The sequence below is a fragment of the Eubacterium xylanophilum ATCC 35991 genome (assembly GCF_000518685.1).
In the GTDB taxonomy this organism is placed as follows: Bacteria; Bacillota; Clostridia; order Lachnospirales; family Lachnospiraceae; genus Eubacterium_F; species Eubacterium_F xylanophilum.
On sequence record NZ_JAEB01000011.1, the window covers coordinates 36,003 to 60,935 of the forward strand.

The 24,933-nt window shown below is 41.6% G+C and carries 22 protein-coding genes; 7 read left to right on the forward strand and 15 right to left on the reverse strand.

All coding sequences use genetic code 11. From position 1 onward, the window contains the following. Positions 1-15: 15 nt before the first annotated feature. From L877_RS0102675 to cysD, 4 genes are read right to left on the reverse strand one after another with little or no spacing between them, the layout of a single operon-like run. Entirely contained in the window at positions 16-2,046 is a 2,031-nt protein-coding gene (locus L877_RS0102675) for an aryl-sulfate sulfotransferase (RefSeq protein ID WP_026834780.1), read from the reverse strand. A gap of 8 nt (positions 2,047-2,054) precedes the next feature. Next, positions 2,055-2,642: an adenylyl-sulfate kinase gene (cysC, locus tag L877_RS0102680; protein ID WP_026834781.1), complete on the reverse strand. Its 588-nt coding sequence runs from the start codon at positions 2,640-2,642 to the stop codon at positions 2,055-2,057. Between the two features lie 12 nt (positions 2,643-2,654). After that, positions 2,655-4,445, reverse strand: a complete 1,791-nt coding sequence (locus tag L877_RS0102685) for a GTP-binding protein (protein ID WP_026834782.1) — start codon at positions 4,443-4,445, stop codon at positions 2,655-2,657. Next, complete coding sequence (cysD, locus tag L877_RS0102690; RefSeq protein ID WP_026834783.1) at positions 4,445-5,326, reverse strand: sulfate adenylyltransferase subunit CysD; 882 nt, start codon at positions 5,324-5,326, stop codon at positions 4,445-4,447. Before cysD ends, L877_RS0102685 begins: the two co-directional genes overlap by 1 nt. 212 nt (positions 5,327-5,538) lie before the next feature. Here cysD and L877_RS0102695 point away from each other — a divergent pair, with 212 nt between their 5' ends. The 4 genes from L877_RS0102695 (at position 5,539) to L877_RS13315 (ending at position 9,503) form a co-directional block, all read left to right on the forward strand. Beyond that, entirely contained in the window at positions 5,539-6,186 is a 648-nt protein-coding gene (locus L877_RS0102695; protein WP_026834784.1) for a hypothetical protein, read from the forward strand. Between the two features lie 349 nt (positions 6,187-6,535). After that, positions 6,536-8,488 (forward strand): threonine--tRNA ligase, encoded by a 1,953-nt coding sequence (thrS, locus tag L877_RS0102705; RefSeq protein WP_026834786.1) that lies wholly within the window; start codon positions 6,536-6,538, stop codon positions 8,486-8,488. A 28-nt stretch (positions 8,489-8,516) separates the two neighbouring features. Further along, complete coding sequence (locus tag L877_RS11855) at positions 8,517-8,927, forward strand: DUF4190 domain-containing protein (RefSeq protein WP_034784925.1); 411 nt, start codon at positions 8,517-8,519, stop codon at positions 8,925-8,927. An 18-nt stretch (positions 8,928-8,945) separates the two neighbouring features. After that, entirely contained in the window at positions 8,946-9,503 is a 558-nt protein-coding gene (locus L877_RS13315; RefSeq protein ID WP_051437626.1) for a DUF4190 domain-containing protein, read from the forward strand. Positions 9,504-9,607: 104 nt separating this feature from the next. Here the strand turns inward: L877_RS13315 and L877_RS0102720 are convergent, their stop codons facing one another. The 6 genes from L877_RS0102720 to L877_RS0102745 all read right to left on the reverse strand — a co-directional run bounded on the left by L877_RS0102720 (position 9,608) and on the right by L877_RS0102745 (position 15,421). Next, a complete protein-coding gene (locus tag L877_RS0102720) occupies positions 9,608-11,314 on the reverse strand; it encodes a S8 family peptidase (RefSeq protein ID WP_026834787.1) in 1,707 nt (568 codons plus the stop codon). 128 nt (positions 11,315-11,442) lie between these two features. Further along, complete coding sequence (locus tag L877_RS0102725; protein WP_026834788.1) at positions 11,443-11,862, reverse strand: flavodoxin; 420 nt, start codon at positions 11,860-11,862, stop codon at positions 11,443-11,445. 62 nt (positions 11,863-11,924) lie between these two features. Beyond that, positions 11,925-12,476, reverse strand: coding sequence for a DUF3793 family protein (locus tag L877_RS0102730; protein ID WP_026834789.1), 552 nt, complete (start codon positions 12,474-12,476; stop codon positions 11,925-11,927). Positions 12,477-12,654: 178 nt separating this feature from the next. Further along, positions 12,655-13,758 carry a DUF6273 domain-containing protein gene (locus L877_RS0102735; RefSeq protein WP_026834790.1) on the reverse strand — a complete coding sequence of 368 codons (1,104 nt, stop codon included), beginning with the start codon at positions 13,756-13,758 and terminating at the stop codon, positions 12,655-12,657. Between the two features lie 85 nt (positions 13,759-13,843). After that, the gene (locus L877_RS0102740; protein WP_026834791.1) at positions 13,844-14,209 is read right to left on the reverse strand and encodes a YccF domain-containing protein; all 366 of its coding nucleotides are present in this window, start codon (positions 14,207-14,209) and stop codon (positions 13,844-13,846) included. 30 nt (positions 14,210-14,239) lie between these two features. Continuing rightward, entirely contained in the window at positions 14,240-15,421 is a 1,182-nt protein-coding gene (locus L877_RS0102745) for an iron-containing alcohol dehydrogenase (protein ID WP_026834792.1), read from the reverse strand. A 163-nt stretch (positions 15,422-15,584) separates the two neighbouring features. Here L877_RS0102745 and L877_RS0102750 point away from each other — a divergent pair, with 163 nt between their 5' ends. The 3 genes from L877_RS0102750 (at position 15,585) to L877_RS0102760 (ending at position 18,846) form a co-directional block, all read left to right on the forward strand. Then, positions 15,585-16,262 carry a response regulator transcription factor gene (locus L877_RS0102750; RefSeq protein ID WP_026834793.1) on the forward strand — a complete coding sequence of 226 codons (678 nt, stop codon included), beginning with the start codon at positions 15,585-15,587 and terminating at the stop codon, positions 16,260-16,262. 36 nt (positions 16,263-16,298) lie between these two features. Continuing rightward, positions 16,299-17,495, forward strand: a complete 1,197-nt coding sequence (locus L877_RS13320; RefSeq protein ID WP_051437627.1) for a sensor histidine kinase — start codon at positions 16,299-16,301, stop codon at positions 17,493-17,495. A 115-nt stretch (positions 17,496-17,610) separates the two neighbouring features. Beyond that, a complete protein-coding gene (locus tag L877_RS0102760; protein ID WP_026834794.1) occupies positions 17,611-18,846 on the forward strand; it encodes a hypothetical protein in 1,236 nt (411 codons plus the stop codon). Between the two features lie 124 nt (positions 18,847-18,970). On the opposite strand, the gene L877_RS0102765 is transcribed toward L877_RS0102760, so the two are convergent. From L877_RS0102765 to L877_RS0102785, 5 genes are all read right to left on the reverse strand, one after another. Then, complete coding sequence (locus L877_RS0102765; RefSeq protein ID WP_026834795.1) at positions 18,971-19,651, reverse strand: hypothetical protein; 681 nt, start codon at positions 19,649-19,651, stop codon at positions 18,971-18,973. Between the two features lie 212 nt (positions 19,652-19,863). After that, the gene (locus L877_RS0102770) at positions 19,864-22,107 is read right to left on the reverse strand and encodes an endo-1,4-beta-xylanase (protein WP_084554739.1); all 2,244 of its coding nucleotides are present in this window, start codon (positions 22,105-22,107) and stop codon (positions 19,864-19,866) included. Between the two features lie 181 nt (positions 22,108-22,288). Then, positions 22,289-22,840: a histidine phosphatase family protein gene (locus L877_RS0102775; RefSeq protein WP_026834797.1), complete on the reverse strand. Its 552-nt coding sequence runs from the start codon at positions 22,838-22,840 to the stop codon at positions 22,289-22,291. Between the two features lie 30 nt (positions 22,841-22,870). Then, positions 22,871-23,371, reverse strand: coding sequence for a hypothetical protein (locus L877_RS0102780; RefSeq protein WP_026834798.1), 501 nt, complete (start codon positions 23,369-23,371; stop codon positions 22,871-22,873). A gap of 15 nt (positions 23,372-23,386) precedes the next feature. After that, positions 23,387-24,835, reverse strand: coding sequence for an ATP-binding protein (locus L877_RS0102785; protein WP_026834799.1), 1,449 nt, complete (start codon positions 24,833-24,835; stop codon positions 23,387-23,389). Between the last annotated feature and the right edge of the window lie 98 nt (positions 24,836-24,933).

Sequence of the window (24,933 nt, forward strand, 5' to 3'; positions counted from 1 at the left end):
TTACATTTAACAGTATTAATCAAGTTTTGTAATTTTGCGTCTGTTATTATAAAGCTCACCATGTGACTTCAAATAAATATCATACTGCCCTTCAGGCAATTTGTCAAGCCACATTATTACTGAATATTGAGCTTTTTCAAAAGTCTTCATTGTCTGATGTGTATCATCATAGTCGACCTCATAGACATCTCCGCCCTTCTCGACGAAGTATACTTTTTGTATCAAATGGTCCGACTCATGGACATAAAGCACATCTTCTGCGAGACGCATAAACACATCTCCAGACGGTTTTCCAGACTTGCATTTGTTAAAATCAATATTCCCAGCTTGTTCCTCGGATAATTTTTCTGGTCTCTTCAAATCTCCGAGAAGATAGTCTGTATTCTTCACAAGCGGCTTTGACATGGACACCATGTCCGGTTGGAACTCATGTGCCCTGAAAAATCCAGGTTTGACATAGTACTCGGCAAGTTTTTTCTCGGAGTCGAATTCGAACTCCTGAATCACGCCGAGATTTCCATCTATCTCCGGGACAAGGTATCCCGCCATAGAATAGAGATGTCTGGATTTCTCATCGAAAATAGCATTGGATCTGATCTTCGACTTAGGAATCTTAATTCGCTTGTAAAGCTTCACAGTCAGTTCCTTCTCGTCCACGTCATAGAAGCTAACGTAGCTGTTCTTGTCCTTATCAAAGAACTTCACCTTACGCCTCTTGTGCCAATGGTTATCAAATACCATTATATATCTATGATTTTTCGGCGGATTTTCCACAATAGGCACATCGAACACAGCGTGCTGCTGATAAAACCACGGCACTTCTCCGATTGGCTTTAGCAGTTTTTCCGTCATCTTGGTGCCTTCCCAAAACCTAGGATCTGCCATAATCCACTTGATCTCGTCCTCGCTCCAATCAAACTTGGCAACAGAGTGAATATTTCTCATGGACACCAGCATAGAATCCTGCTCCTCATCGTAGGAAGCTGAATTTATATGCGCCCAATCCTTCATATCTTGATACTTATCATCAAAAAGCTCGCCGACCTTAATCTTGTGGACGATTTCTGCCGTCTCCCTATTCAGCTCAAGCACCAGATCCTCCGAGTGCTCATCTGCCTCCAGACTATTTCCCGCCGTCAGAATATTTCCATCCTTGGTTTTTTCCTCCACGGTGTGATGCGCCCCATTCTTTACAAAATAAGTCTTACCGACGCGCCCCAAATAGTCCATATCATACATCTGAACCGAGTGTGGATTGGTAAATGTCGGTGCAGAAATATCCTGCTCCATAAATAGGAACCTGCCCTTAGACAGCGGAAATATTCCGTAACCCTTTGGTTTGCGGCTCAGATAGAATCTAATCTTTCCTTCCCTATCAAAGGCACATGGCTTGATATCAACACCGCCGGATATCAGGATGTTCTGAAAAGCCGACTCCTTGTTGATTTTCTTCGCAACAATCACATTTTCTAAGTCCTCAGGAAGAGGAGGAGTCTCAAGCGGAATCCTGCGACTGTCACAGACATCGCCATTGTCATCAAGGATTTCAATTACTACATCTGTAGTACGGCCGGCATACAATCCCAAAACGGGGATTCTATGCATCTTGGTTCGAGGATACTCCGATACAATATCCGTCTCAGGAATATCGCCCTTAACCGTAACTCTAACGCCATATTCCATCATGGTTGTAAAAAGCACGACTGCCGACAGAGGCGATTCCCCGTACGGGTTCACAACCGCCAACATCTTGTTAAACGTCCACTTCTCACTTCTGAGCTCAAGCTCCAAAAACCAATCTTTGCACTGCGAAGTCCTAGATAACATCAAGACTTCCTTGATATTGCCCTTTATCTTAGATGTGTTTTGCCTAGAAAATAGTCCGAGATACTCCTTGGCTCCGTGTTCAACCCATTCCTTGGGCCTAATCACTACCGTTCCGCCACCAACATGGAGAACTTTCTTCTTGGATGCCAGACTATTTTCAAGAAACTCACGTTTTTTCTTGTTTATCTTGCTTATTACTTTTTTAGAAAAATCGCTCATTAGTCACCTCAGCTATTAAATATGTAATCAATGACCTGACCTGCGCATTCCTCAGCGCTGTACTTCACGGTATCCAACACAATTTCCGGATTCTCTGGTGCCTCATAGGAGGAATCCTTACCGGTAAAATTTGCTATATTTTTCTTGTAAAGCCCCTTGGGATCACGCTCCATACATGTCTCAAAGTCTGTATTTACATATATCTCCACAAAGTTACCTTCACCAGCTCGCTCCCTTGCAAATTGCCTCATTTTTCTAAATGGTGAGATAAATGAGACCAGCACAATCATGCCCGCATCGCGAAACAATGCTGCAATCTCAGCAATTCTGCGAATATTTTCATTGCGATCCTCGTCAGAAAAACCAAGATCTGAGTTTATCCCACACCTAATATTGTCTCCGTCCAGCAGGTAGACTGCCTTTCCCTGCTCATTGAGCATCTTCTCCACTTCGACGGCAATAGTGGATTTTCCAGAGCCCGACAAACCCGTGAACCACAGGACCTTTCCCTTTTGCCCCAGAACTCTCTGTCTGTCCTCCTCTGAAACCTTTCCACTGTGCCAGACAATATTTTCATTGTTTTTATTGCTTTGCATTTTGTCACCTTACTAATAAAAAATTGTGTTTGACTTTCTAAGCTGCTCTATAATATATGCAATGTTCTTATTATAATCAAACTCACTATCCGGGAGCTGATGATCAGCCCTTATATCAGTGGTATATTCATCGCCTACCCAATAAACATCCATATCACCTTGGATTACAGTCTTTATAATTCTCCTGTCACTTTCAGTCATATTAGTACCTGTAACAATCAGAATCATTCCCGCATCAAGCATAAGATTGGCAACCTCACCAAATCTTCTTATCTGCTCCTTGTGGTCTTCCTTTCCAGGCTTCTTGGTGTCTGCTCCGACTCCGTATAGGTATGAACCGATACCCATATAATAGACGTATCTTCCCTTGTCAATCAGCACTTTTTCAAGGGCCTTTGCCAGCTCCTTCTTGCCGGTATTCTTTTCACCTGTAAGAAGTATGAGTCTAGGTCTCTGGGCATAATGGTCAATTCTCGTCTCGGAATCAACCTCTCCGGTTTCCCACTTATAATTACGAAGTCTTGTAGATGTGCGGATATCCGCCTCGTCATCCACAAGTGATTCCGTGATAATTCCACCGCCGGCAATCTCGTACTCATCGACAATTACAAATCTACTCGTAGCTGCATTCTCCTCCACAAGGTCAAATGCAATAGGCTTCTCTGTCTTAATGACAACCTCACCGACTTCGTTTTTCTCAATCACAGAAAAATCGCCCTCTGACGAGAGATTCGAAGAATTAATAACTCCCTTAATCTCTTCAATCTCCATGCGAACCTTCTCGCCGCCTATTTTTAAGAAATAATTCTTACCTGGCGCCAAAGGCTTCTTACCAAGCCAAAATACATTGGCCGCTATCCTCGACGAACTCTTAGGCTCCATCTCACCCTTGATTGCCATAATCTCACCGCGGGTAATATAAATCTGCTCCTTAATGGTAAATCCGATAGCCATTCCAGGCTTACCTTCTAAAATAGGTGGGGCATTAAATGTCTCTATCGTCTTAATGTGGCTTTTCTTTCCCGATGGATAGAATACAACTTCATCCCCGGGCCTAATTGTTCCCGACTCTATGGTACCGGCGACAATTCTTCTGTCATCGCCGTTTTTCGTGAATTTATAGACATCCTGAACCGGCATTCTAAATGCCTGCTTGTCCTTTTCTTCCTCACACTCAAACCCGTCAAGCACTTGGAGAATGTCCATTCCGTCATACCAAGGCATCTTATCACTTGGTTTTACGATATTCTCACCCTGAAATGCACTTACGGGGAGCACAAACTTTGGCTGAATATTTATCTGCTTTAAAAACTCGAGATACTCTGCCTTGACCTTCTCAAATACCTCCTGAGAATAGTCCACCAAATCCATCTTGTTGATTACAACTGCAATCTGCTTGATCCCAAGCATTGACAGCATATATGCGTGTCTCCTTGAATTCTCCTGAACACCTTCCTTGGCATCTATCATGAGCAGTGCCGCACTAGCTCTGGCCGCTCCCGTAATCATGTTTTTCAAGAATTCTATGTGCCCCGGCGCATCAAGAATAATATAATCTCTCTTCTCTGTCTTAAAAAAGCACCTCGCCGTGTCTATCGTTATTCCCTGAGACTGCTCGTCCTTCAGGGCATCCAACAAAAATGCATACTCAAACGGCTTCGAATTGCGTCGACATGTCTCCTTAACCTGCTCTAACTTACCCTGTGGAAGGGAATCAGTATCTGCGAGAAGACGTCCCATAAGGGTACTCTTACCGTGATCAACGTGACCAACGATAACTATGTTCATATCTTCTTTCTTCATTACATATACCCTTCCTTTCTGAGTTCCTCAAGTCCTCCGCCACCCTCTTTGTCCTGAGCTCTACCTGATCGCTCAGCAATATTGGCAAATTTTCCAGTCTTCAATTCTTCTATAATATCATCAACATTTTTCGCTGTAGAATCTACCGTTCCCGTACATGGGGCACACCCCAGCGAGCGATACCTCTTTCCGTTCCCCTGATCAAAGTAAAGCGGAACTACCGGAATATTTTCACGCTTGATATACTCCCATATATCTAGCTCCGTCCAATCGAGCAATGGGTGAACTCGCACATGCGTCCCCGGCGCCCAATCGGTCTTATACTGATTCCAAAACTCAGGTGGCTGGTCTCCCACATCCCAGTCATTGTTCTTATCACGCGGTGAAAAATACCTCTCCTTAGAGCGGCTACCCTCCTCATCAGCGCGAACTCCAACAATTACACCAGTATACGGCTCAATGTTGACATCCTTCTCGTAAATTCCCTTGCTATGGTTAAATCTATATCTAGGCCAAGACGCATTAAGTGTATTAGTCAAAGCTTCCGTCTTAAGTGCTCTACAACACTCGATATGGGTAGCATTGCCATCTGGGAAAGTCTGCTTTTTCTCCAGAGCTTCAGTATTCTCTCCATAAATCATGTCAAGATTCCACTCCGCAGCCAATCTATCCCTATACTCTGTCATCTCTGGAATCTTATAATGTGTATCTACATGAACCAATGGAATTGGCACATGCCCAAAAAAAGCTTTTCTCGCAAGCCATAACAAAACCGTGCTATCCTTACCTATCGACCACAACATACACAAATTACCTAATTCACTGTATGCCTCTCTCAAAATATGCACACTCTTGTACTCTAGCATGTCTAGATGTTCCATATCTTCTTTAACCTCATTTCTTCTCGAAATTCCCTATTTGTCGGCGTTTTCGCATTTGCGACAAATCACCATTGAATATTATATTATATAAATGTGGCAAAATTGTGAAGAGAGTTCATTAAGTTTTTAGAGGGCCCCATTCCCCCTCCAAACTTGCCTTTTCCTTACTTTTGTTGTATCATTAACTAGATACTATCCCAAGGAGGTTACTGATGACTGATAGTAATAAACAAAAAAAATTCTATTTTCTTCTAAAAAGCCTTGCCATAGTGGTGGCAAGTTTGGTTGCATTGTGGGAATTTATACAATTATTTGTTAGTTATGACATCCCGCAAGTAATAGTGATTATGCCTATTATAGGGCTATTGACCGCTTTGATTGTTGGCAAGTACTTTTTTATTCCCACAGTACTTGGATTGATTATGTCTGCTACATATCTCAATTTTGAGAAAGAACCACAATTCATCGCAAACAATGCATCTGACTTATCTACATTTTTAAATCTTGGAATAATAATTGTTGTATTCACATTTATCGGTGCGGCGGGTGGACTAATTCTCAGGAAGGTCGTCAAGGGACTTGATACAAAGATATTAAAACCACTCCTCGCCATTGCAGGAATCGCCCTTGCTATCGCACCGGGAATAGTCTTTTACAAAAATCCACTTTATCCTATTTTCCCGCGAACTTCCATAAGCGCGGCGGCTAAGCAGTTTGAGAAACCAGATTACAAGATAGTGAAGACAACAATACTATACAATTTCGACTCATTGGAATACGAAGCTAGAGTGGTGATGGTTGATGGTGTCATCTATCCACTTTATTATAATTCTTCCGATAGAAAATGGTCCGTGAAATAGACAATTTTCTTCCCCCTACCCCTTGACATCCCAAGAAAAAGAGTCTATAATTTACCCTAACACGATGACGAGACGAGTAACATGTGGAAGATGCCAGAGAGGAGCGCAAGTGCTGGAAGCGTTCTCATACGGAAGCATGCGAAGACTACCTCTGAGTGCCCCCAATCCGGGCCGTTTGCAACGTTACAGCTAATGAAGCCGGGTATTGATATCAAGTGCTTTTGGTGCTATTATCTAATGCCAATTAGGGTGGAACCGCGGAATATGATTATTACCGTCCCTATGAACACTAAGTGTTTATAGGGATTTTTTTATTGGGAAATACAATACGAAAGGAAAGTGATTATTAATGAAAGTAGTACTTAAAGACGGTTCAAGCAAAGAGTACGAATCAGCAATGTCCATTATTGATATCGCCAAGGATATTAGCGAAGGACTTGCACGTGTTGCCTGTGCAGCAGAACTTGACGGAGAGGTAGTGGACCTCAGAACAGTAGTAGACGGAGAACATGAATTAAATATACTTACATTTGACAGTGAAGGTGGTCGTAGAGCGTATAGACATACTGCTTCACACGTTTTGGCACAGGCTATTAAGAGACTTTATCCGGATGCCAAGTGTGCCATCGGACCTTCTATTGAAGATGGATTCTATTATGATTTTGATATGGAGTCTCTCGACAGAGAAGCACTCGACAATATCGAGAAGGAAATCAAGAAAGTTATCAAGGAGGGATTTCCTATTGAGCGCTTTACTCTCTCAAGAGATGAGGCCATCAAGCTTATGGAGGAACGTCAGGAGCCTTACAAGGTTGAGTTGATTAATGATCTCCCTGAGGATGCCGAGATTTCATTCTATCAGCAGGGTGAATTCATCGACCTCTGTGCAGGTCCTCACCTTATGAGCACAAAGCCACTCAAGGCTGTTAAGCTCATTTCTTCTTCAGGCGCATACTGGCGCGGAAGCGAGAAAAACAAGATGCTCACACGTATCTATGGAACAGCTTATACAAAAAAAGCTGACCTCGATGCCTACCTCGAGCACCTTGAGGACATTAAGAAGCGCGACCACAATAAACTTGGTCGAGAGATGGAGATTTTCACAACTGTCGATGTAATTGGACAGGGTCTCCCACTCATAATGCCAAATGGCGTTAAAATCATGAACAAACTCAAGAGATGGATTGAGGACGAGGAAGATCGTCGTGGCTATGTGAGAACACAGACACCACTTATGGCCAAATCAGATCTCTATAAGATTTCAGGACACTGGGATCACTACAAGGACGGAATGTTTGTCCTTGGCGACGAGGAGAAAGACAAGGAAGTATTTGCACTTCGCCCTATGACATGTCCATTCCAGTACTATGTCTATAAGGCCAGTCGCAAGTCCTACAGAGATTTGCCTTGCCGATATGGTGAGACTTCTACGCTCTTCAGAAATGAGGATTCAGGAGAGATGCACGGACTTACACGAGTTCGCCAGTTTACGATTTCAGAGGGACACCTCATCGTTCGCCCAGACCAGATGGTTTCTGAGTTCAAGGACTGTATCGCACTTGCACAGTATTGCCTTCAGACTCTCGGTCTTGAGGAAGATGTAACTTATCATCTCTCAAAGTGGGATCCTGAAAACTCAGACAAGTATGAAGGTTCTGCAGAAGTTTGGGAGGAGACAGAGGGAAGCATCCGTCAGATTCTCAACGAGTTAAATATTCCATTCACAGAGGATGTGGGAGAGGCCGCATTCTATGGACCAAAGGTTGATATCAATGCCAAAAATGTTTATGGCAAGGAAGATACAATGATTACAATTCAGTGGGATGCTCTTATTGCCGAGAAATTTGACATGTATTATATCGATGAAAACGGCGACAAACAGCGCCCTTACATCATCCATCGTACATCTATTGGATGCTACGAGAGAACACTCGCTTGGCTTATCGAGAAGTATTCAGGACTTTTCCCAACATGGCTTTGTCCTGAGCAGGTTAGAGTCCTTCCTATCTCAGAAAAATATTCCGACTATGCGCAAAAAGTATATGAGGAACTCTACAAGAACGGCATCGACGTAACAGTTGACAACCGATCTGAGAAAATTGGATTCAAGATTCGTGAGGCAAGACTTAAGAGAGTGCCTTACATGCTCATTGTAGGTCAGAAGGAAGAAGAGGAAGGCGTAGTTTCCGTGCGCAGCCGTTTCTGCGGCGATGAAGGCCAGAAGCCTCTCGGAACATTTTTACAGGATATCTTGAAGGAAATCGAGACAAAGGAAATTCGTCAGGTTGAGGTTCAGGATTAACCACCGCCTCGCAACAGGAGGATAATGTATGGAAAATAAGAATAACACAAATGCCGTACTCTCCCTGGTGTTCGGAATAATTTCAATTCTGACTGCTTGTACTTGGTATTTTAGTATTATAAATGGTACAATTGCCATTATCGTCGGAGTATTTGCGCTGAAAAGCCCACTCCGCAAACGTCGCGAGCTCGCTTATGCGGGCATCGTGACGGGAAGTGTCGGAATTCTGATTGGAATTTCCGTTGCAATCGTCTATATTTTTCTGTATTCATCTGCGGGATCAGATTACCTCAACGCCCTGCCGGGCAAGGAATTTCCGAGTCAAGCGTCACCTACGCCTATGCCGGAAGTTCCAAAGGTGCCTGATGCCCTGGATGACAATACAGGTGAAGATATAATGTTTAAACTTAATTATTTGAGAAATATTGTAGGAATTTAAGAGAAAGGAGATATTACAATGGATAATAATACCCCAAATAATGATTACAATCAAGGGGCAAACCCAGGCAATAACCAACCCTATAATCAAAATAATAACTCGAATTTTAGAGATGTTGATCAACCTCAAAATGGTTCATACACTCTAAACCAACCCTATAATCAAAATGATCAGTATAACAACGGACAAATGCCATACAATCAGCCGGTTTATACTAACAATAACAACGAAGAAGAAGACCATCTCAAGGGCATGGCAATCGCCAGTATCGTCCTTGGAGTTGTTTCCATTCTATGTTGCTGTTGCTACGGATTGAACCTTCTACTTGCTATTATAGGTTTAATTCTAGGTATAATCGCAACTATTAAAGGAACCGGAAAAGGCAAAAGTCTTGGTATTGTTGGACTTGTTATAAGTGGTATTTCATTCGCAATTGGACTTGTGTTGATCTGCGTCTTTGCTTCAACCATCGATTGGTCACAGGTAACGCCTGAGAATTTGGATTCATATAAGTACATTGATCCAAATGATGAAGAGCAAGTTAGAGAATGGCTTCAGCAGTTCTTTAAAAAATAATTGGGGCTGTCACACTAAGGCAGTCTAAAAACAGGAAGAGTCCAACCGACTCGAGACGAGGTGTATGCGCATTGAAGTCTCTCTCTGGTTGGCCTCTTCCTGTTTTAGTTCTTTTTCGGAACTGTCACATACGTGTACTGTGAAAATGGTCCGTTCGCTATCTTCTCACCGTCTATTTTATCGCTTCCATAATCACTATAAATAAACGGCCTAACCTTTACACACCACCTGTTCCTTATAGGCTGTGGAAGACTCAGGCAATTTATCCTAGTAGATACACCAGCAGCACTCATACTTTTTCTTTTAATCGTTTTGCAGCATTTAAAATTCATAACCGGATCTCCCCCGGATACATATATTCTGTATCCGTCTGCGTACCTATTGAACCTTAATGTAATCAACATTTCACAATAATTTTTAGTCCAAACAGCGTATGCCGAAGGCGCAGGATCCTTCAAATTGGTCAGACATTCATAATTTGCCTTTTGCACCGCATAACCAGCATCCAAAAGTCCATGTCCATAATACAAACTGCTTCCAATATTTTGAGCAGTATTATATAAAATCTTCTCACACTTGGAGTTACTCGTAATTCCTAGACTCTTCATCATTGCTATTGTAGCAGTTACCATCGGCGTTGCCATGGACGTTCCTGACATAGTCATTAATCCCGCAGAATTAGTTGTATTCGACGAACTTTCTATTGAATCTCCCGGCGCTGCAATATCCACATTTCCATAATTTGAAAATCCAGCAAGTTTGTTGGCTGAATCTGTAGCTGAAACAGAAATCACATTTTCATAATCGGATGGATAATACGGAAAATCAGTTGTATCAAGCGAAGCATTTCCCTTAGCCGCAACTACTAATACCCCAGCCTCGTAGGCATTATTAATAGCTGTTTGAACTGCATCACTGTGACTTCTTCCGGCAATACTCATATTTATAACATCTGCTCCATTTGCAACTGCATATTGAATCGCCTTAACGACATCCGCATCTTCAAAAACCTTCATTGTCATTCCACGCTTAGGATCGTCATATATGTGTACCGCTTTGATAGCCATCAATTTGCATACATCATTACTTCCTCCTGTAGCAACTCCAGCAGTTCCTATTCTATTATTCGCTTTTGCTGCAATAATTCCTGCCACATGGGTTCCATGTCCCATCTCATCAGGTTTACTTTGAGCGGATAATTTTTCATAACCACCATCCACTTCACTTCTAATATCAACAGAATAATCATCAAGATACATTCCCGCAAAATCAGGATTTTTGACTTGCAATCCTGAATCTATGACAGCCACGTATTGGGTATCGAGGCGTGAGTTTTTTATGTCTTTCCAAGCAGGTTCTACATTTATATTAGATAGGTATGTCTGTTTACCCACAAAAGTATCATCTAGATCGATAGACTCAACCTCAGTAGTGGAAAAATTGCAATCTACCGACTCAACACCACTCTTGTCCTCAATCCTGTCCATGGCATCCATCAAACCAATTTTATTCTTGACATCAACTGCAACAATAGTCTTGTAATCTTTCTTTTTTAGATACTTCTTTAACCTCTCCCGCTTTTTCTTCGGAAGCTTGTTGTTAATGTCAAATTTTCCGCTGATGATCTCATAACCATCGGCCAATCCCTTAGTGATCTTGTCAATCTTCTTCTCTCCAACGTCTCCATCGAGAGTAACTAACACCTCATCTGCTCCCTTAGCACTAATTATTGCATTATCTGAAAATGCAACAAGTCCACAAACACTGGCAGCAAATAAGATATTGCCCATAATTTTACTTACTTTTTTCATAATAATCTCCTTAAAAGTTTTATATAGTTTATACCCCCACAAGCATTATACCATATTTCTTATTTCAAGCAAAGAGGAGACCCACTCGGTCTCCTCTTTCGTTAATAATATTATATCAAGGAAAAACTTTATGCTAATGCTCCTCCAAGCGCCTCGCATGCAGCAATAGCACTATCATCAGGAGCGTCGTTAGCCATCACACTATCTACAACAAGTGTAGCTCCCGCCGCATTGCAGCGCTCCTCCCAATCACGCATCCACTGGCCATCGCCCCAGCCGTATGAACCAAACAAAGCAATCTTCTTGCCACCAAGTGATGATTCAACAGATGTAAACATTGGATCAAACTCTACCTCTTCGAGGACCTCAGCTCCCATTGCCGGGCATCCAAATGCTATCCCATCATACTGTGCAACCTTATCTGCCGTAAACTCAGGTCCAAATACATCAACCTCAGCTCCCTTTGCTTTAGCTCCGTCAACAACGGCATTTGCCATAGCTTCAGTGTTACCTGTTCCACTCCAATATACAACTGCAACTTTACTCATAATCAATACCTCATTCTTTCTATATTTTTAGACAAATATTCTGTCTGTCTTTACGATAATATTTATCCGGCAACAACCAACTTATCAAGGGATTTTCCACTAGTCCATTGCTCACAATATATGTCTGTGCATTTTCTGTATTTATCAAAAGTTGATTTTGCATTTTTTACATCTCCATAAACTTTCCAACACCCAACACACTTACAATTAGCAGCCTTATTCTTTATAAAGCCATATACATCCTCTGGTGGATACCCCAAAAATAGTCCAATTTCATGGGGAAACTCGGCAGAATTTATTAGACGATTTTTTAGATGAACCACACACCTTTCCGGTTTGTCAACTTCATAGCCACATTTCTCTAAAAGCTTTGATGCCATATCATCTTCAAGATCATATGATAGCTTTGAAATTCTGTATACATATATAAGCACCCTGTCTCTGCTCATCTTCATAGGAATACATCTCAATCCTTTATTCCCCAATGTCTGATTCCATCTTCTCACAGTCTCACGGAGCTCTTCTTCAGTTTCAAACTCGCAACTGAACAAATTGCCGGTTTTCAAGCCAGCGAGTGTGGGAGAACAGTGCTTAACAAGCAGTTCTTCTGACATTACAAACCTCCTAGAATATTTTATTAGCCTCATCTACTTCTTGTTAGCTATCACTAACCATGTACTACTATATCACTTTTTGAGAAAAAAATCAATACTTTTTTTATGGTCTTACAAGCTTTGCTTGTAAGACCATAAAAATGCGATTCCTCTTATCAAAATATCATCCTTAAAAATTTTATATAGTTTTTATCTTGGACCATTTTCCATGCGCTGTAATCTTGTCCACCTTCAGCACACCACGAGCTTTGACATAATACTTTTTGCTTTTTTTGAGCTTAATCACACAACTTGTCTTAGTAATCTTTAGTTTCTTAGTTTTGCTTTTTGAAAACTTCTTTGAGGTGGAATACCAAAGATTATAACTAGTAGCATCTCCAGTTTTTTTCCATTTCAATCTCACTTTATTTGCCCGTTTCTTAGAATTCTTAATTGAAATCTTTTTTATGTTGAAGCTCTTGTATTGGGGTTTAATTACATGTAAGTTCTCAGGCCTGATTATACGCCCTCCTTCAGAAGATGAGGCTTCTGTCTTCGTAGCATCACGAGAATCCGGATACGTAATCCAATTTCCCTTTTCTCTGTCGAAATATTCTACAATATTCCATCCCCCTTTCGACAAGTCAACATAAATCGTTGGTCTTATTGCAAAGTATCTATTTTTGATTATAACATCGCTTCCCTTTTCTTCCTTGACATACCCAATAGGCTCTCCTGGGTATGAAAGAGCAGTTGTTATTTTGTGTTCGAGAATAGTATCACCTTTTCCTTTCATCATAAGTGCCCAGTACGTAAACCTTTCTTTTAGATTGTATTTTTCTACCACATTTTGCGCGAATTCACTCGTTTGAGAAATGTTCGTAGCAAATACAGGAAGGCACACATTGTCATTGGTTTCCGTGTAATCGAATAAATTCTTTTTAATAGGAATCATCGACTCTCGCTCTTTTGTAGAAAAAGCATTTTTATAGAAATATTCATTAAGCCATTTTCTACATGTCGAGTTTTTCCAAGTTGTTTTTTTTGCCCATGTATCAGAAAATGTCATATAATGAAGGCAATTTTTTGTAGTTAGACATGCAACATTACCATCTAAAGAGCATATATCCCACACAATTGGCTCCTTTGTCATATTGTCTTTTTGCCAAAAACTACCAAAGCTTATTTTACTAATACTCTTTCCGCCCCACTCAACGGCAGCATTACATTCTTCATGCATGCCGAACAAACTCGACACTACAATTGTAGAAAGAAAATATAATATAAATTTAATTTTTCTCATATAACACACCTACTTTCCTAAAAAATGACAAGTTGAAATAAGCCCCGTCTCGTTTCCACAAGTTGGGGCTCTCTATCTTTTTTAATTACAAATACACGATTTCCGCACCAAATGGCATCAATGACAACTTTGCAAGTTTGAAAAACTGCAATCCAAAAGGAATTCCAATAATTGTTATGCATAGGCACAATCCTGCAGTCGCGTGACCAATTGCCATCGGAATTCCAATTACAATTAGCCAAACAATATTGGCTAGGACTGACACTGTGCCATTTCCGTACTCAACATCTTTTCCAAAAGGGCAAAAGCCAAGTGCTGCAAACTTAAAGCACTGCATTCCAATAGGTATTCCCACAATAGTAATACAGCAAAGCACACCCGCAATCAACCAAGACAGTCCGCTGCAAAATCCTCCGCATATCAACCACAAAATATTACCAAGTAAACTCATCGAATTCCTTCTTTCTGAATATTTTACATATTAGATTGTTGCATTAGCTGCAATGTGCAAAATCTCTGCCACATCAGCTGATGACAAATCAACAAATCCAGGCTTCTTGCCGTCGCCAAGTCCCAATTTTTCTACCAAAATAGGGATATCCTCTTCCTTGGCATCAAGCTCCTCAAAGTTAATTGGCATGCCGATACTCTTGAGAAATCTTCTGAAACATGCGATTCCCTCCAGGGCCGTCACCTCAGGATCGGCAAAGTTCATCTCGCATCCCCAGACTCTTGTTGCAACCTGAGCAAATCTCATGACGTCATGCTTATATGCAAACTCCATCCACGCTGGCATCACAACAGCCAATCCTGCGCCATGTGCGCAGTCATAAAGTCCTGACAACTCATGCTCAATAACATGGCTGCTCCAATCCTGACTTCTTCCAACACCCACGATGTCATTGTGCGCAACCGTTCCGGCCCACATGATATTGGCACGAGCCTCGTAGTTATCCGGCTCCTTCATAACTCTAGGTGTCTCCTTAATCATCGTCAAAAGCAATCCCTCGCAGAGTCTATCTGTAACTTCCACTTCCTTTGTATTGGTGAAATATCTCTCAAAAATATGCGCCATAATATCAGTTGCGCCACATGCCGTCTGATAAGGTGGAAGCGTCGTTGTGAGCTCTGGATTTAGGATAGAAAAACGCGGTCTAATCTTATCTGATCCAACATCTCTCTTAAGCATTCCCTCTTCTTTCGTTACCACAGATGCGCCAGATCCCTCACTACCTGCCGCTGCAATGGTAAGAATTGTTCCGATTGGAAGAGCCTTCTCAACCGGTTTGCCTGTTCCGTAGAAATCCCAGAAATCGCCATCATATAGCGTTCCGATAGCAATAGCCTTTGATGAATCGATACAGGAACCACCACCAACAGACAATATAAAATCAACGCCCTCTTTTTTACAAATCTCAATACCCTTATAAATCAAAGTATCACGTGGATTAGGCTGAACTCCGCCGAGCTCCACAAACTCAATGTCGCTAGCCGCCAGGGATTTCCTCACTCTATCAATCAAACCTGACTTAACTGCAGACTGTGAACCATAGTGAACAAGCACCTTGCTTCCACCATATCTCTTAACACACTCTCCGCACTCATTTTCGCGACCACGCCCGAACACAAACTCCGTTGGACTGTAAAAATTAAAATTATCCATAAACTTTACCTCTCTTATTGCATTTGTTAAAGTTACTAGGAATTTAGGGTTATGTCTATAATACACTTTTTGCGGAATATTTGCAATAATTTAAGAACAAATTAAGGTTTTTATGTTAATATATATTTAAAAGAAAAATGTTCCGCCAGGGGGGAATATGCCTATGAAAATTTTAATTGTCGAAGACGACCCAAGACTTGGAGATACGCTTCTTGATTTAATTACAAGTGCAAATTATACTGCAGATTTGGTAGATAATGGCAACGACGGCCTTGATTACTGTCTAAGCGACTACTACGATTTGATAATCCTAGACGTAATGTTGCCAGGAAAAAATGGTTTTGAAATCGTATCACAGATGCGCGCCCAGAAAAAGGGCACTCCCGTCCTCATGCTCACTGCCAAAAGTCAGTGGAATGACAAGGTCAAAGGATTAGACTCAGGCGCTGATGATTATCTGACTAAACCATTTGTCCCTGAAGAACTATTCGCAAGAATACGCGCTCTCACCAGGCGAAAAGGCGAAGTCGTGATGAATACTCTCGAATTCAATGGATTGATCCTCTACCTTGACAGCGCAAAGCTTGAATTCGCAGGAAAATCAGTGCGTCTAACTTCCAAGGAATTTGAAATCATGAAGATTCTCCTCATGAATCCATCCAAAATCTCATCCAAGGAAGATCTCATATCCAACATTTGGGAAATCGACTCAGATGTTGGGGATAATAACATAGAAGTTTATATATCATTTTTACGAAAAAAACTCACATTTATTAAGAGCAATGTCAAAATCAGCACCATCCGCAAAATCGGCTATTGCCTTGACCGCTCTGGTGAATAATTGCGGAATATTTTACTTATAAAAGGGGATGTGCATATGATAAAAAGTTTTCAGAAAAAATTCATATTAATATTTATGATAATTACGACTGCTACTCTTTTGGGAGTCTTTGCCTTCATGTGCATTAGCACACTAAAAACTCAGGAAAAAATGTGCCGTGAAACCCTCGCCAATGCAATTTCCACATCGAAAACTCCACCATTCCCCGGACATCCCAGGCATTTTTCCGACAAAATCGCATTGACTCTCTCCTTTCGCGGCGATGAATTGATGCACTCCGAGTCCAAAGAGGGAACATTTTCCGATGACGAGATCGTAAAGATTTCTCAGTATGTCCTTCACAATAAGGAACGCTACGGCAAAATCCCTGATTTCCCTCTCACCTACATGGCAATGGAGGGATTCGGCGGAAAAGATTATGCCTTTTATGATAATACCGATGACAATGAGTACTTCAAATCCCTCTGCTTAGGCTTTGGAATCTCGGGAATCTTGGCCATGATAATCTTCTATATTCTCGCCTACTTCCTCAGCAAATGGATTATCAGACCAATCGAGGAGAGCATCATTCGCCAGCGAAATTTCGTGGCTGATGCATCTCACGAACTCAAAACACCTCTCACAGTAATCCTTGCAAACGCCTCAATTCTCAGAGATAACCGCCGGGATACCATCGACGAACATTCAAAAAATCTCGCATATATAAGAGAAGAAGCCGAACACATGAGTAAACTCGTAGCAGATCTCCTCTTCCTCTCTAGGTCCGATGCCCACAAAACCGCCCTAAACCTCTCCACCGTTGATTTGTCCGAAATCTGCGCCGACTCTTCTCTAACCTTTGAGGCAATCGCCTACGAAAATGATGTCACAATCCAAACTGACATCCCAGAAGACATCAAGATTCAGGGAGATTCCACCAAACTCGAACAACTCATGGGGATTTTCCTTGATAACGCATGCAAATATACTCCTCCCGAGGGAAATATAGAAGTTATTCTAAAGAAAAAAGGGTCATCAACCCTGCTAACCGTCTGCAATACTTCCCCTCCAATTCCCCACGACTCAATCTCTCATCTCTTCGATCGATTCTACCGCGTAGACGAAGCAAGAACTCGCGCCAATGGATACGGCCTCGGGCTATGCATCGCCAAGGAAATCGTCGATCTCCACGGCGGCAAGATTGAAGCCAAATACGAGGATGGGAAGGTAATTATGCAAGTTGAATTCAATTAAATGTACCGGGGCATGCCTATTTCAAATTTCTTGTTTTGGCATGCCCCTTGCTTTTTTCCATAGAATATAGTATAATTTCTAATTGTAAAAAAATTATTGAAAGTGAGGAATAATAATGAAAACAAACAAGATCACAGCATTTATTCTTGCTTTTGCGATGAGTCTATCACTCGCTGCAACACCAGCAAGTACTAATGCCGCAGAAACTGCAAAAAAAGCAATCAAAGTGACACTCAACATTATGGAATATGATGGTGCACTCGTAGCAAACGAGTCAGTTGAACTCAGTGATGCTGATGTGGCAGAGCTCAACAAGAAGTTTACTGTTACAACTCCAAGCGCAGACACAGGATCAACAGAGACTACAACTACACCAGTTGTAACTGCTGAGGGAACTGTTGCAGCTCACGCACTTATGAAATATGAGAATGACTATGTTGCTAAGAATCCTAAAACAAGCTTCGACTTTGGAAATGCTTTCTCTTATGGAAATCCATCTGTAGTAGTTGGACAGAAGACTCTTAAGGCATTTGATTACTGGAGTTTCAAAATTAACAATGTTGCTCCTAATAACCCAACAACCGGATACGGTTACAACCTCAACGAAGCTCCACTCAAGGACGGCGACGTTGTAACTATCTTCCGCCAAGGAACATATGATGCTGATAAATCCACATATACTAACTTCGGAGCATTCACAGAGAACAACTTCAAAATCGAAGAAGGTGCTGATGTAAAGGCTAAAATGTACGAAGAAGGCTATGATGCCAGCTTCAACATTGTCAAGTCTGATTATAAGACAAATGATGTTACATTTGTAATCCAGAAGGGCGACAAGAAGGCAAATGTTAGTGCTACTCTTAATAACGATGAATTCACTCTTAGTGGTAAGGACATTGCAGCTTTCACAAACGGAGTTGCAGGAGATTATTCACTCTACGCTGTAGCAAATAAGGAAATCGTCAACGCAGACGGCGTTGCAAAAGTTGTATTTGCTCCTTCAGTTTTAACTGTCAATGTAAAAAAACCTGCAGAGACAGCTGCTCCAAAGACTTCAGACAAGAAATCAGCTGTCAAAAAACCTGCTAAGCCAGCCAAGGTAAAGGTAAAGGTTAAGGGCAAGAAAGTTACTGTTTCTTGGAAGAAAGCTAAAGCTAAGGGATACCAAGTTGTATACTCAAAGAAAGCTAAGAAAGCTTACAAGACTTTCAAGAATGTCAAGAAAAACAAGGCTGTTAAGAAGCTCAAGAAGGGCAAGTTCTTCATCAAGGTAAGAGCTTACAATGTAAAAGCCAACGGCAAGAAGCTCTACAGCGCATACTCAGCAGCTAAGAAAGTTGTTGTAAAATAATCCGCACAGGATGACAATATAGAAAGAATACAAACCCACTAGAATGGATATTCCAAGCTAGTGGGTTTTTTGCGCAAAAAAATAAACCCATCATCGGGCTCTCATCAAAGCACCTCTAATGGGTTTATGAAATATTCAAATTAAGATAATTATTAATACTGTTATTGGCAATATTCTCGACAGCCATAGCTCTCTCTCGAAGTTTGCTATAGAAGTCTGATCCCTCGCTGAACAGTTCCTTCACATCTTCGATATCTGCATCGGCTAGCTTATCTTCATTAACTGAAAGAGTTTTGTTCTCCTTAACACTCACTCCAATATTGTTGAGCTGTGGTTTATTACCCTCGACAAGCCCTGACATCCAAGACATGTTATGAGAAATAGAAACAACTGAAGAAACACCATTGCGAACAATAATATTATTGTATGCCTTGGCAAAATTTTTCACAACATTAGTCAATATTCCGTTTGTATTGCGCAAACCAGAAATAGCATAGGCTACTTCCTCTGCGGTTGACAACAGATTCCTTGCGTCATCTCTTGCCATCACGGTGCTACCGACTGCACTTGAATTAGCGGCTTTTCCAAGGGAAAGAACGGCACTAGGATTCGCATTGGCTGCTGACTTGTCATCAGTCTGGCCCGCTTCCTTGGCTTCCTTCATAATCTGAACCATATTAAGGAAACTTCCACCTTGAACTCGGTGTCCGTGAATTAATTCTTTTCTCACGATCTGTCCGTCTCCACTAACAAACTGTTCATTGTAATAGTTTCTCTTGACGGACAATTCATTTAATGCATTCACAAGACTAGACTCCTTTCATCTCATAAATCCTGCAATTGTCGCCACTTTAAGCATACAATGGATTTTTGTATATGTCAAGAAGTTTTTTGAAAAAAAACCCCTAATGTACTGATTTCTCGCACTTTTCGGAGATTTCGCACAAAAGGGGCATATATTTTTTATTGAATATTTACAATACTTTTTTCGTCCCTAGCGGAACATTTTTCCGGATACTACTTGACAACTCCACCGAAGGCTTCATAAATCGAGAAGAATGAGCCCTTGGCTGCATATGTTTCATCAAATAATCCACTGTATGGTGTGTAGATGTCGTACTCGTAAGTATCGTCCTTGTAATTCAAGGTTGGATCGTCGAAGAATGCCCAGAGTGACATGCTCGTAAATGCTCCGTCTGTTGTCTCATTAATGTCAGCGAGCATTGAGAACATGTTCTTGGCAAATTCTGCATGATTCTCCTGGCATTCGTCTGTATTGGTGAAGTTTCTCATGGCCATCTCTGTGAGCTGCACCTTGACTCCCGCCTTTTGGAGGGCAACGATTGTGTCCTTCACTCCTGATATAAGATCCTTCTTAAGGCAATTTTTCTGGTTTCCATATCCTAGATAACCCTGCATTCCAACTGTGTCAACGAGTTTTCTCTCCTCGTTGAGATACTTGACAAGGTTGATTACACGGTTTCTCTTGTCATTGTAAGTCTGGAATACATTGTAATCATTGTATACAAGGTCAATTCCCTGGATATTGTTCTTATCGAGTGTATCCCTAGCTGCCTCAAAGGCAATCTTGATATATTCATAGCCGAGAACCTCGTAGAATGGGTTCGCTGTGCCATCTCTTGTTGTTCTAATATAATAGTGCTCCTTGTCACCGCCCGATCCGTTCTGCTCGTCGGTCAAGCCCTCATTTACAACATCCCAGCAGTAGAGAACCCCTGGATACTTGGTCTGGAAGTGCATGATAACCTGCTCAATATATGACTGCAATCTCTTAGTCATAGTTTCCTTATCTACACGGTTAATAACTTTTCCATTCTCTACGATGTTGTCCTCATAGTCTTTGTTGAAGAACCACTGGAGCATGCTCTGATCCCATACAAGGGCGTGGCCACGAATCTGCAGACCATTTTCCTTGGCCCACTCGCAAATCTCATCTGCCTGCTGATACTTCATTCCCGTTGGCATGCCATCTGGTGACGCCTTACAAGCCTCCTGATCGAGGAGTGAATAAGCCTTAAACTCATTAGATGCCGTGATACTGTCGCAGTGCTTCTTGAGCAAGTTTTTGAATTGAGTATCATTTTTGATCTGATTGTAGGATACGCATGTTCCAAACTTGTAGCCCTTAGCCTCTGTGAGAGATGCAAGTGACTGATACTTGTCATCAATTATATCTGAGGAATCCTTCTGTCTTGTTGAGTAAATTCCCGCAGCATCGCTTGTACATCCAACTGTGTTATATGAAAGGCTAACAGGATAAACGTTCTCATCATCTTCTTCATAGATGGCCTGCATATCATGAAGAATATACTTTTGCTTGTCTTTGTCAACCTTCGCCGGGTCGGCATAGAAGGCAAAAGTGATTCGCTCATTGTCAATAGCCTCGAGAGCTGCACCACTGAGAGCTACATCCACACTCTGGCCTTTCGTTCCGTTCGTTGAAAATGTTCCGACGCGTGCTGCCTCGCCGAGTTTAGCTGCGTCACAAACTCTCTCTTTGGTGTCAGTCACCTTCTCGCCCCATGTGTTCACATAGATTCCCATCTCAAAAGACTCCTCTGTGTCAATCTTGAAGCGAAGATTGGTAATAACTGATGCCTGTTTGTTCTTTTCTTTTGAATCAGCCATTACATAGTTTATATACAGATTATCTTTGCCGGTTTCTGACTTGCTTCCATCGTAAGTTGCAAAGTATCCCTTGTCATAATAATATGGATTCTTGGTTGGTTCCGGTGTTGGCTCTGGTGTTGCCGTCTCCACTGGAGCCTTTGTCTCGCTTGATGTTGCAGCTGTGCTTGACGCCTGAGTCTGTGCGGCCGGTGCTGCTGTAGGCGCTGCAGGCTGAACATTTTTCTTTGCCGATGCCGCCTTAACTGTCACTTTGCAGACAAGCTTCTTGGTAGACTTCTTGCCTTTCTTGTTTTTAAATGTAACTTTAGCTGTTACCTTGGCCTTTCCTGCCGCTTTACCGATTATCTTCGCAGCAGTTTTTCCTGATTTTTTAATAGATACAATAGACTTTTTATTAGCGGACCATTTTACCTTGGAAATAGCCTTGATTCCTGACACTTTTTTGACGGTCAATTTGAAGCTCTTGCCCTTGTTAATTGTCTTTTTGGTCGCGCTCAACTTTGGCTTTGCAGCCGCTTCTGCACTGGTATCTGTCATTACCACACCCAGGGATGACGCCGCCAGTGCAATTGCCAGTACACCTGACAAAAACTTAGTTTTCTTCATCATATAGTCCTCCTGCTAATTGAAGTTCATGCGCTACTTGTTCACCCGCGCACAAGTTTTTATTTTATGTGGTTATTCGTACTTATAACCCACAATACCTTCAATAAATATTTTATCACGAGGACTGATATTTTTCAATAACTCGAATTGACAAATCGGCTATATCTATTGACTTTACGTGCATCTAAACAAGTCTTTTCAATTTGCAATTCTCTATGCCGCAGCTCCAGAAATCCTCGACGGGAATGTCCTTGACCTGACATATTATGCTACAATTGAGAGCGCCGTGAGCGACTATCAGAACATTTTCATTCTTCGCAATTCGTGGCTCCACCTCTTCTCGCAAAAATTCTCCGGTTCTGGCAAATAGCTCATCTAAGCTCTCCCCACCCTCTACGGGTGTTTTATACTTTTCCGGACTTCTAAATAGGACATTTACCGGGCATTCCGGATCATCATATCCCCCATTTACTCCCTCGTAAATTCCAAATTTCATCTCCAAAAGTCGCTTATCAAATACAATTGGGACGCCGGTTCCCTCCAGGAGAATCTCCGCCGTTTCCCTAGCTCTCACAAGTGGCGAGCAAAAGCAAATATCAAACTTTACATCTTTATAGCGTTCCCTGGCCTCTCTCGCCATTTCCCGTCCCTTTTCGTTGAGTGCCACATCTGTCCTGCCCTGCAACTTTCTCTCCTTGTTCCAATCTGTCTCACCATGTCGCATGATATATAACATCGTTCGTTTTCTCCTTAATTCAACATTTGTTTAATAGTCTTCCCAGTAATCATAGGCGTCATCCCAATCCTCAAAATCGCTTCCCCATGCATCATCAGCATAGTCTTCCGGATTGTCATAATCCGCCGGATCACTGTCCAAATCATTATATACTTTCTTGCCTGACTTGTTCTTTTTCCCGGACTTACCCGAGCCACTATACTTATCCGATCTGCCGTGTCTATATGGCTTGGCATATCTGTCTGCATTGCCATTGGCAGCACCTGCCTTCGGCCTATCCGTTGGCTTGGGCGATTCCTTGCCACTTGGCGTCGGAGTCGGGTCCTCAAACATAGGTGGCAACTTACTCGGATCTTCCTCAAATTCTAGATCATAATACCCCTGATGTTCCGGGCAATAAATCGTAAATGGCACGCGAAATCTGTCACATCCATCTACAGCACACCTCTTAAGTACGCATTCCTGCACATAAGAAACAGCAATCCATATAAGCGAAATTGCAATTGCTGCTATGATAATTATTCTTTTCATTTTTTCTCCTATAGCTTATGCATAGAAATCTCGTGCCACATATCTCTGATTTTTACTTTTAGGTTTTTCAGGAATAGTCTCCATAAGTTTCCCTTGATTAATCAGAGGCTGCACTATAGTTGACATTGTAGTATATCTTGACCTTTGACAGAATGCAGCAAGTTCGTCTCTACTTCTAGGCACAGAACAAAATCGCATAACTGCACTGAGAATATCACTCTTATCTACATCATTTCCAAGGTTTTCATTTCCGTTCCAAAAAATAACCCGAAATTCCCCTCGACCTTCCTTGAACTGCGGAGACGGAAGATTTGCTCTTTCCATTTCTCGGCGCATAGTCGGTATTCCCGAATATCTATTTTCTGTTACATCAATCAGCTCTAAAAGATTAATCAGTGTCGTATTTCTTGTTTCTGGTCTCCCCTCTCCAAGCAAATTTACCGATCCGCCACCATATAAACCACCTTTGCTTACAATTTCCATACGATTTCTATACATTTCAATTGTTATAGGCGAGCTTTCCGTAAGCAAGCTGTAGTCTCTATGTATCAGAGCATTTAATATAGCTTCTCTTACAGCAATTATCGGATATTCGTCTTTATCTCTTCGCTTGCCGTTATTATCTATTATAGTCTTGGTTCTCATATTTTTCTTAACAAAACTCGTTGCCTCGTCAAGCATATCAGATATCGTTCCCGTTATTCGCAAATTGTCGATAAATCTAGCCCCATCCTCATCAGTTTCTCCCATCTTAGTCCCTGGTAAAGAAACTGCTATTATACTCAATTGCGGGAACCACGCTTGAGGATATACAGCAAACGTAAGCACACTAGCCAAAGTAGGCACCTTATTTACAGTCATTCCAAGCAGTTCCATAATCTGTTCATCAGGCAAACTTTTTAATCTCACACGATTTCGCTTTGCAGCATCAAGACACTGCTTTATCCTGTTTTGGTCAAGCATATCCATCCCACACTCTGGAACTACTCGCAAATCTTCCCTTGTCCTTCTTCGAAAAGCTTCATAACTATAAATCTCATATTCACTCATCGGCTCGTCCGCGTCACCAACACGCACATAAGACCCCTTCAATCTTCCAACTCCCTTATAAAAAACAGGTCTCAACCAATATTCTACTGAAGGTATCTCTGCTGCAAGCACTATCTTACCATCTACTTCGGCACTGGTAAAAATAGCGCGAACACTCGGTTCCATCTGTTCGCATGCTTCCATTGCCTTTTTTTGAGCATTTTCAACATCATAAACTCCCGTAACTTCATAGCCATCCCGCTCAGAAATGCCAAAAATAATAACGCCCCCATCATCCTGATTAGAAAAAGAAGACAGCGTATCATAGATTCTCTTTGGAAAATCAACACTCGCTGCCTTAAGCTCAGTATTCTGAAATTCTGACTGTCGCCTTTGCACTTTTCTAATAAGATCAACAAGTTCTTCTTCTCTCATTTGACAACCTCCACCTTAAATTTGCCAATATTTTAGCATAAAATAGTTTTTCTGTCAAGTTGATGCGATTTTCTGCCAAGGAAAATCGGATTTTGCCA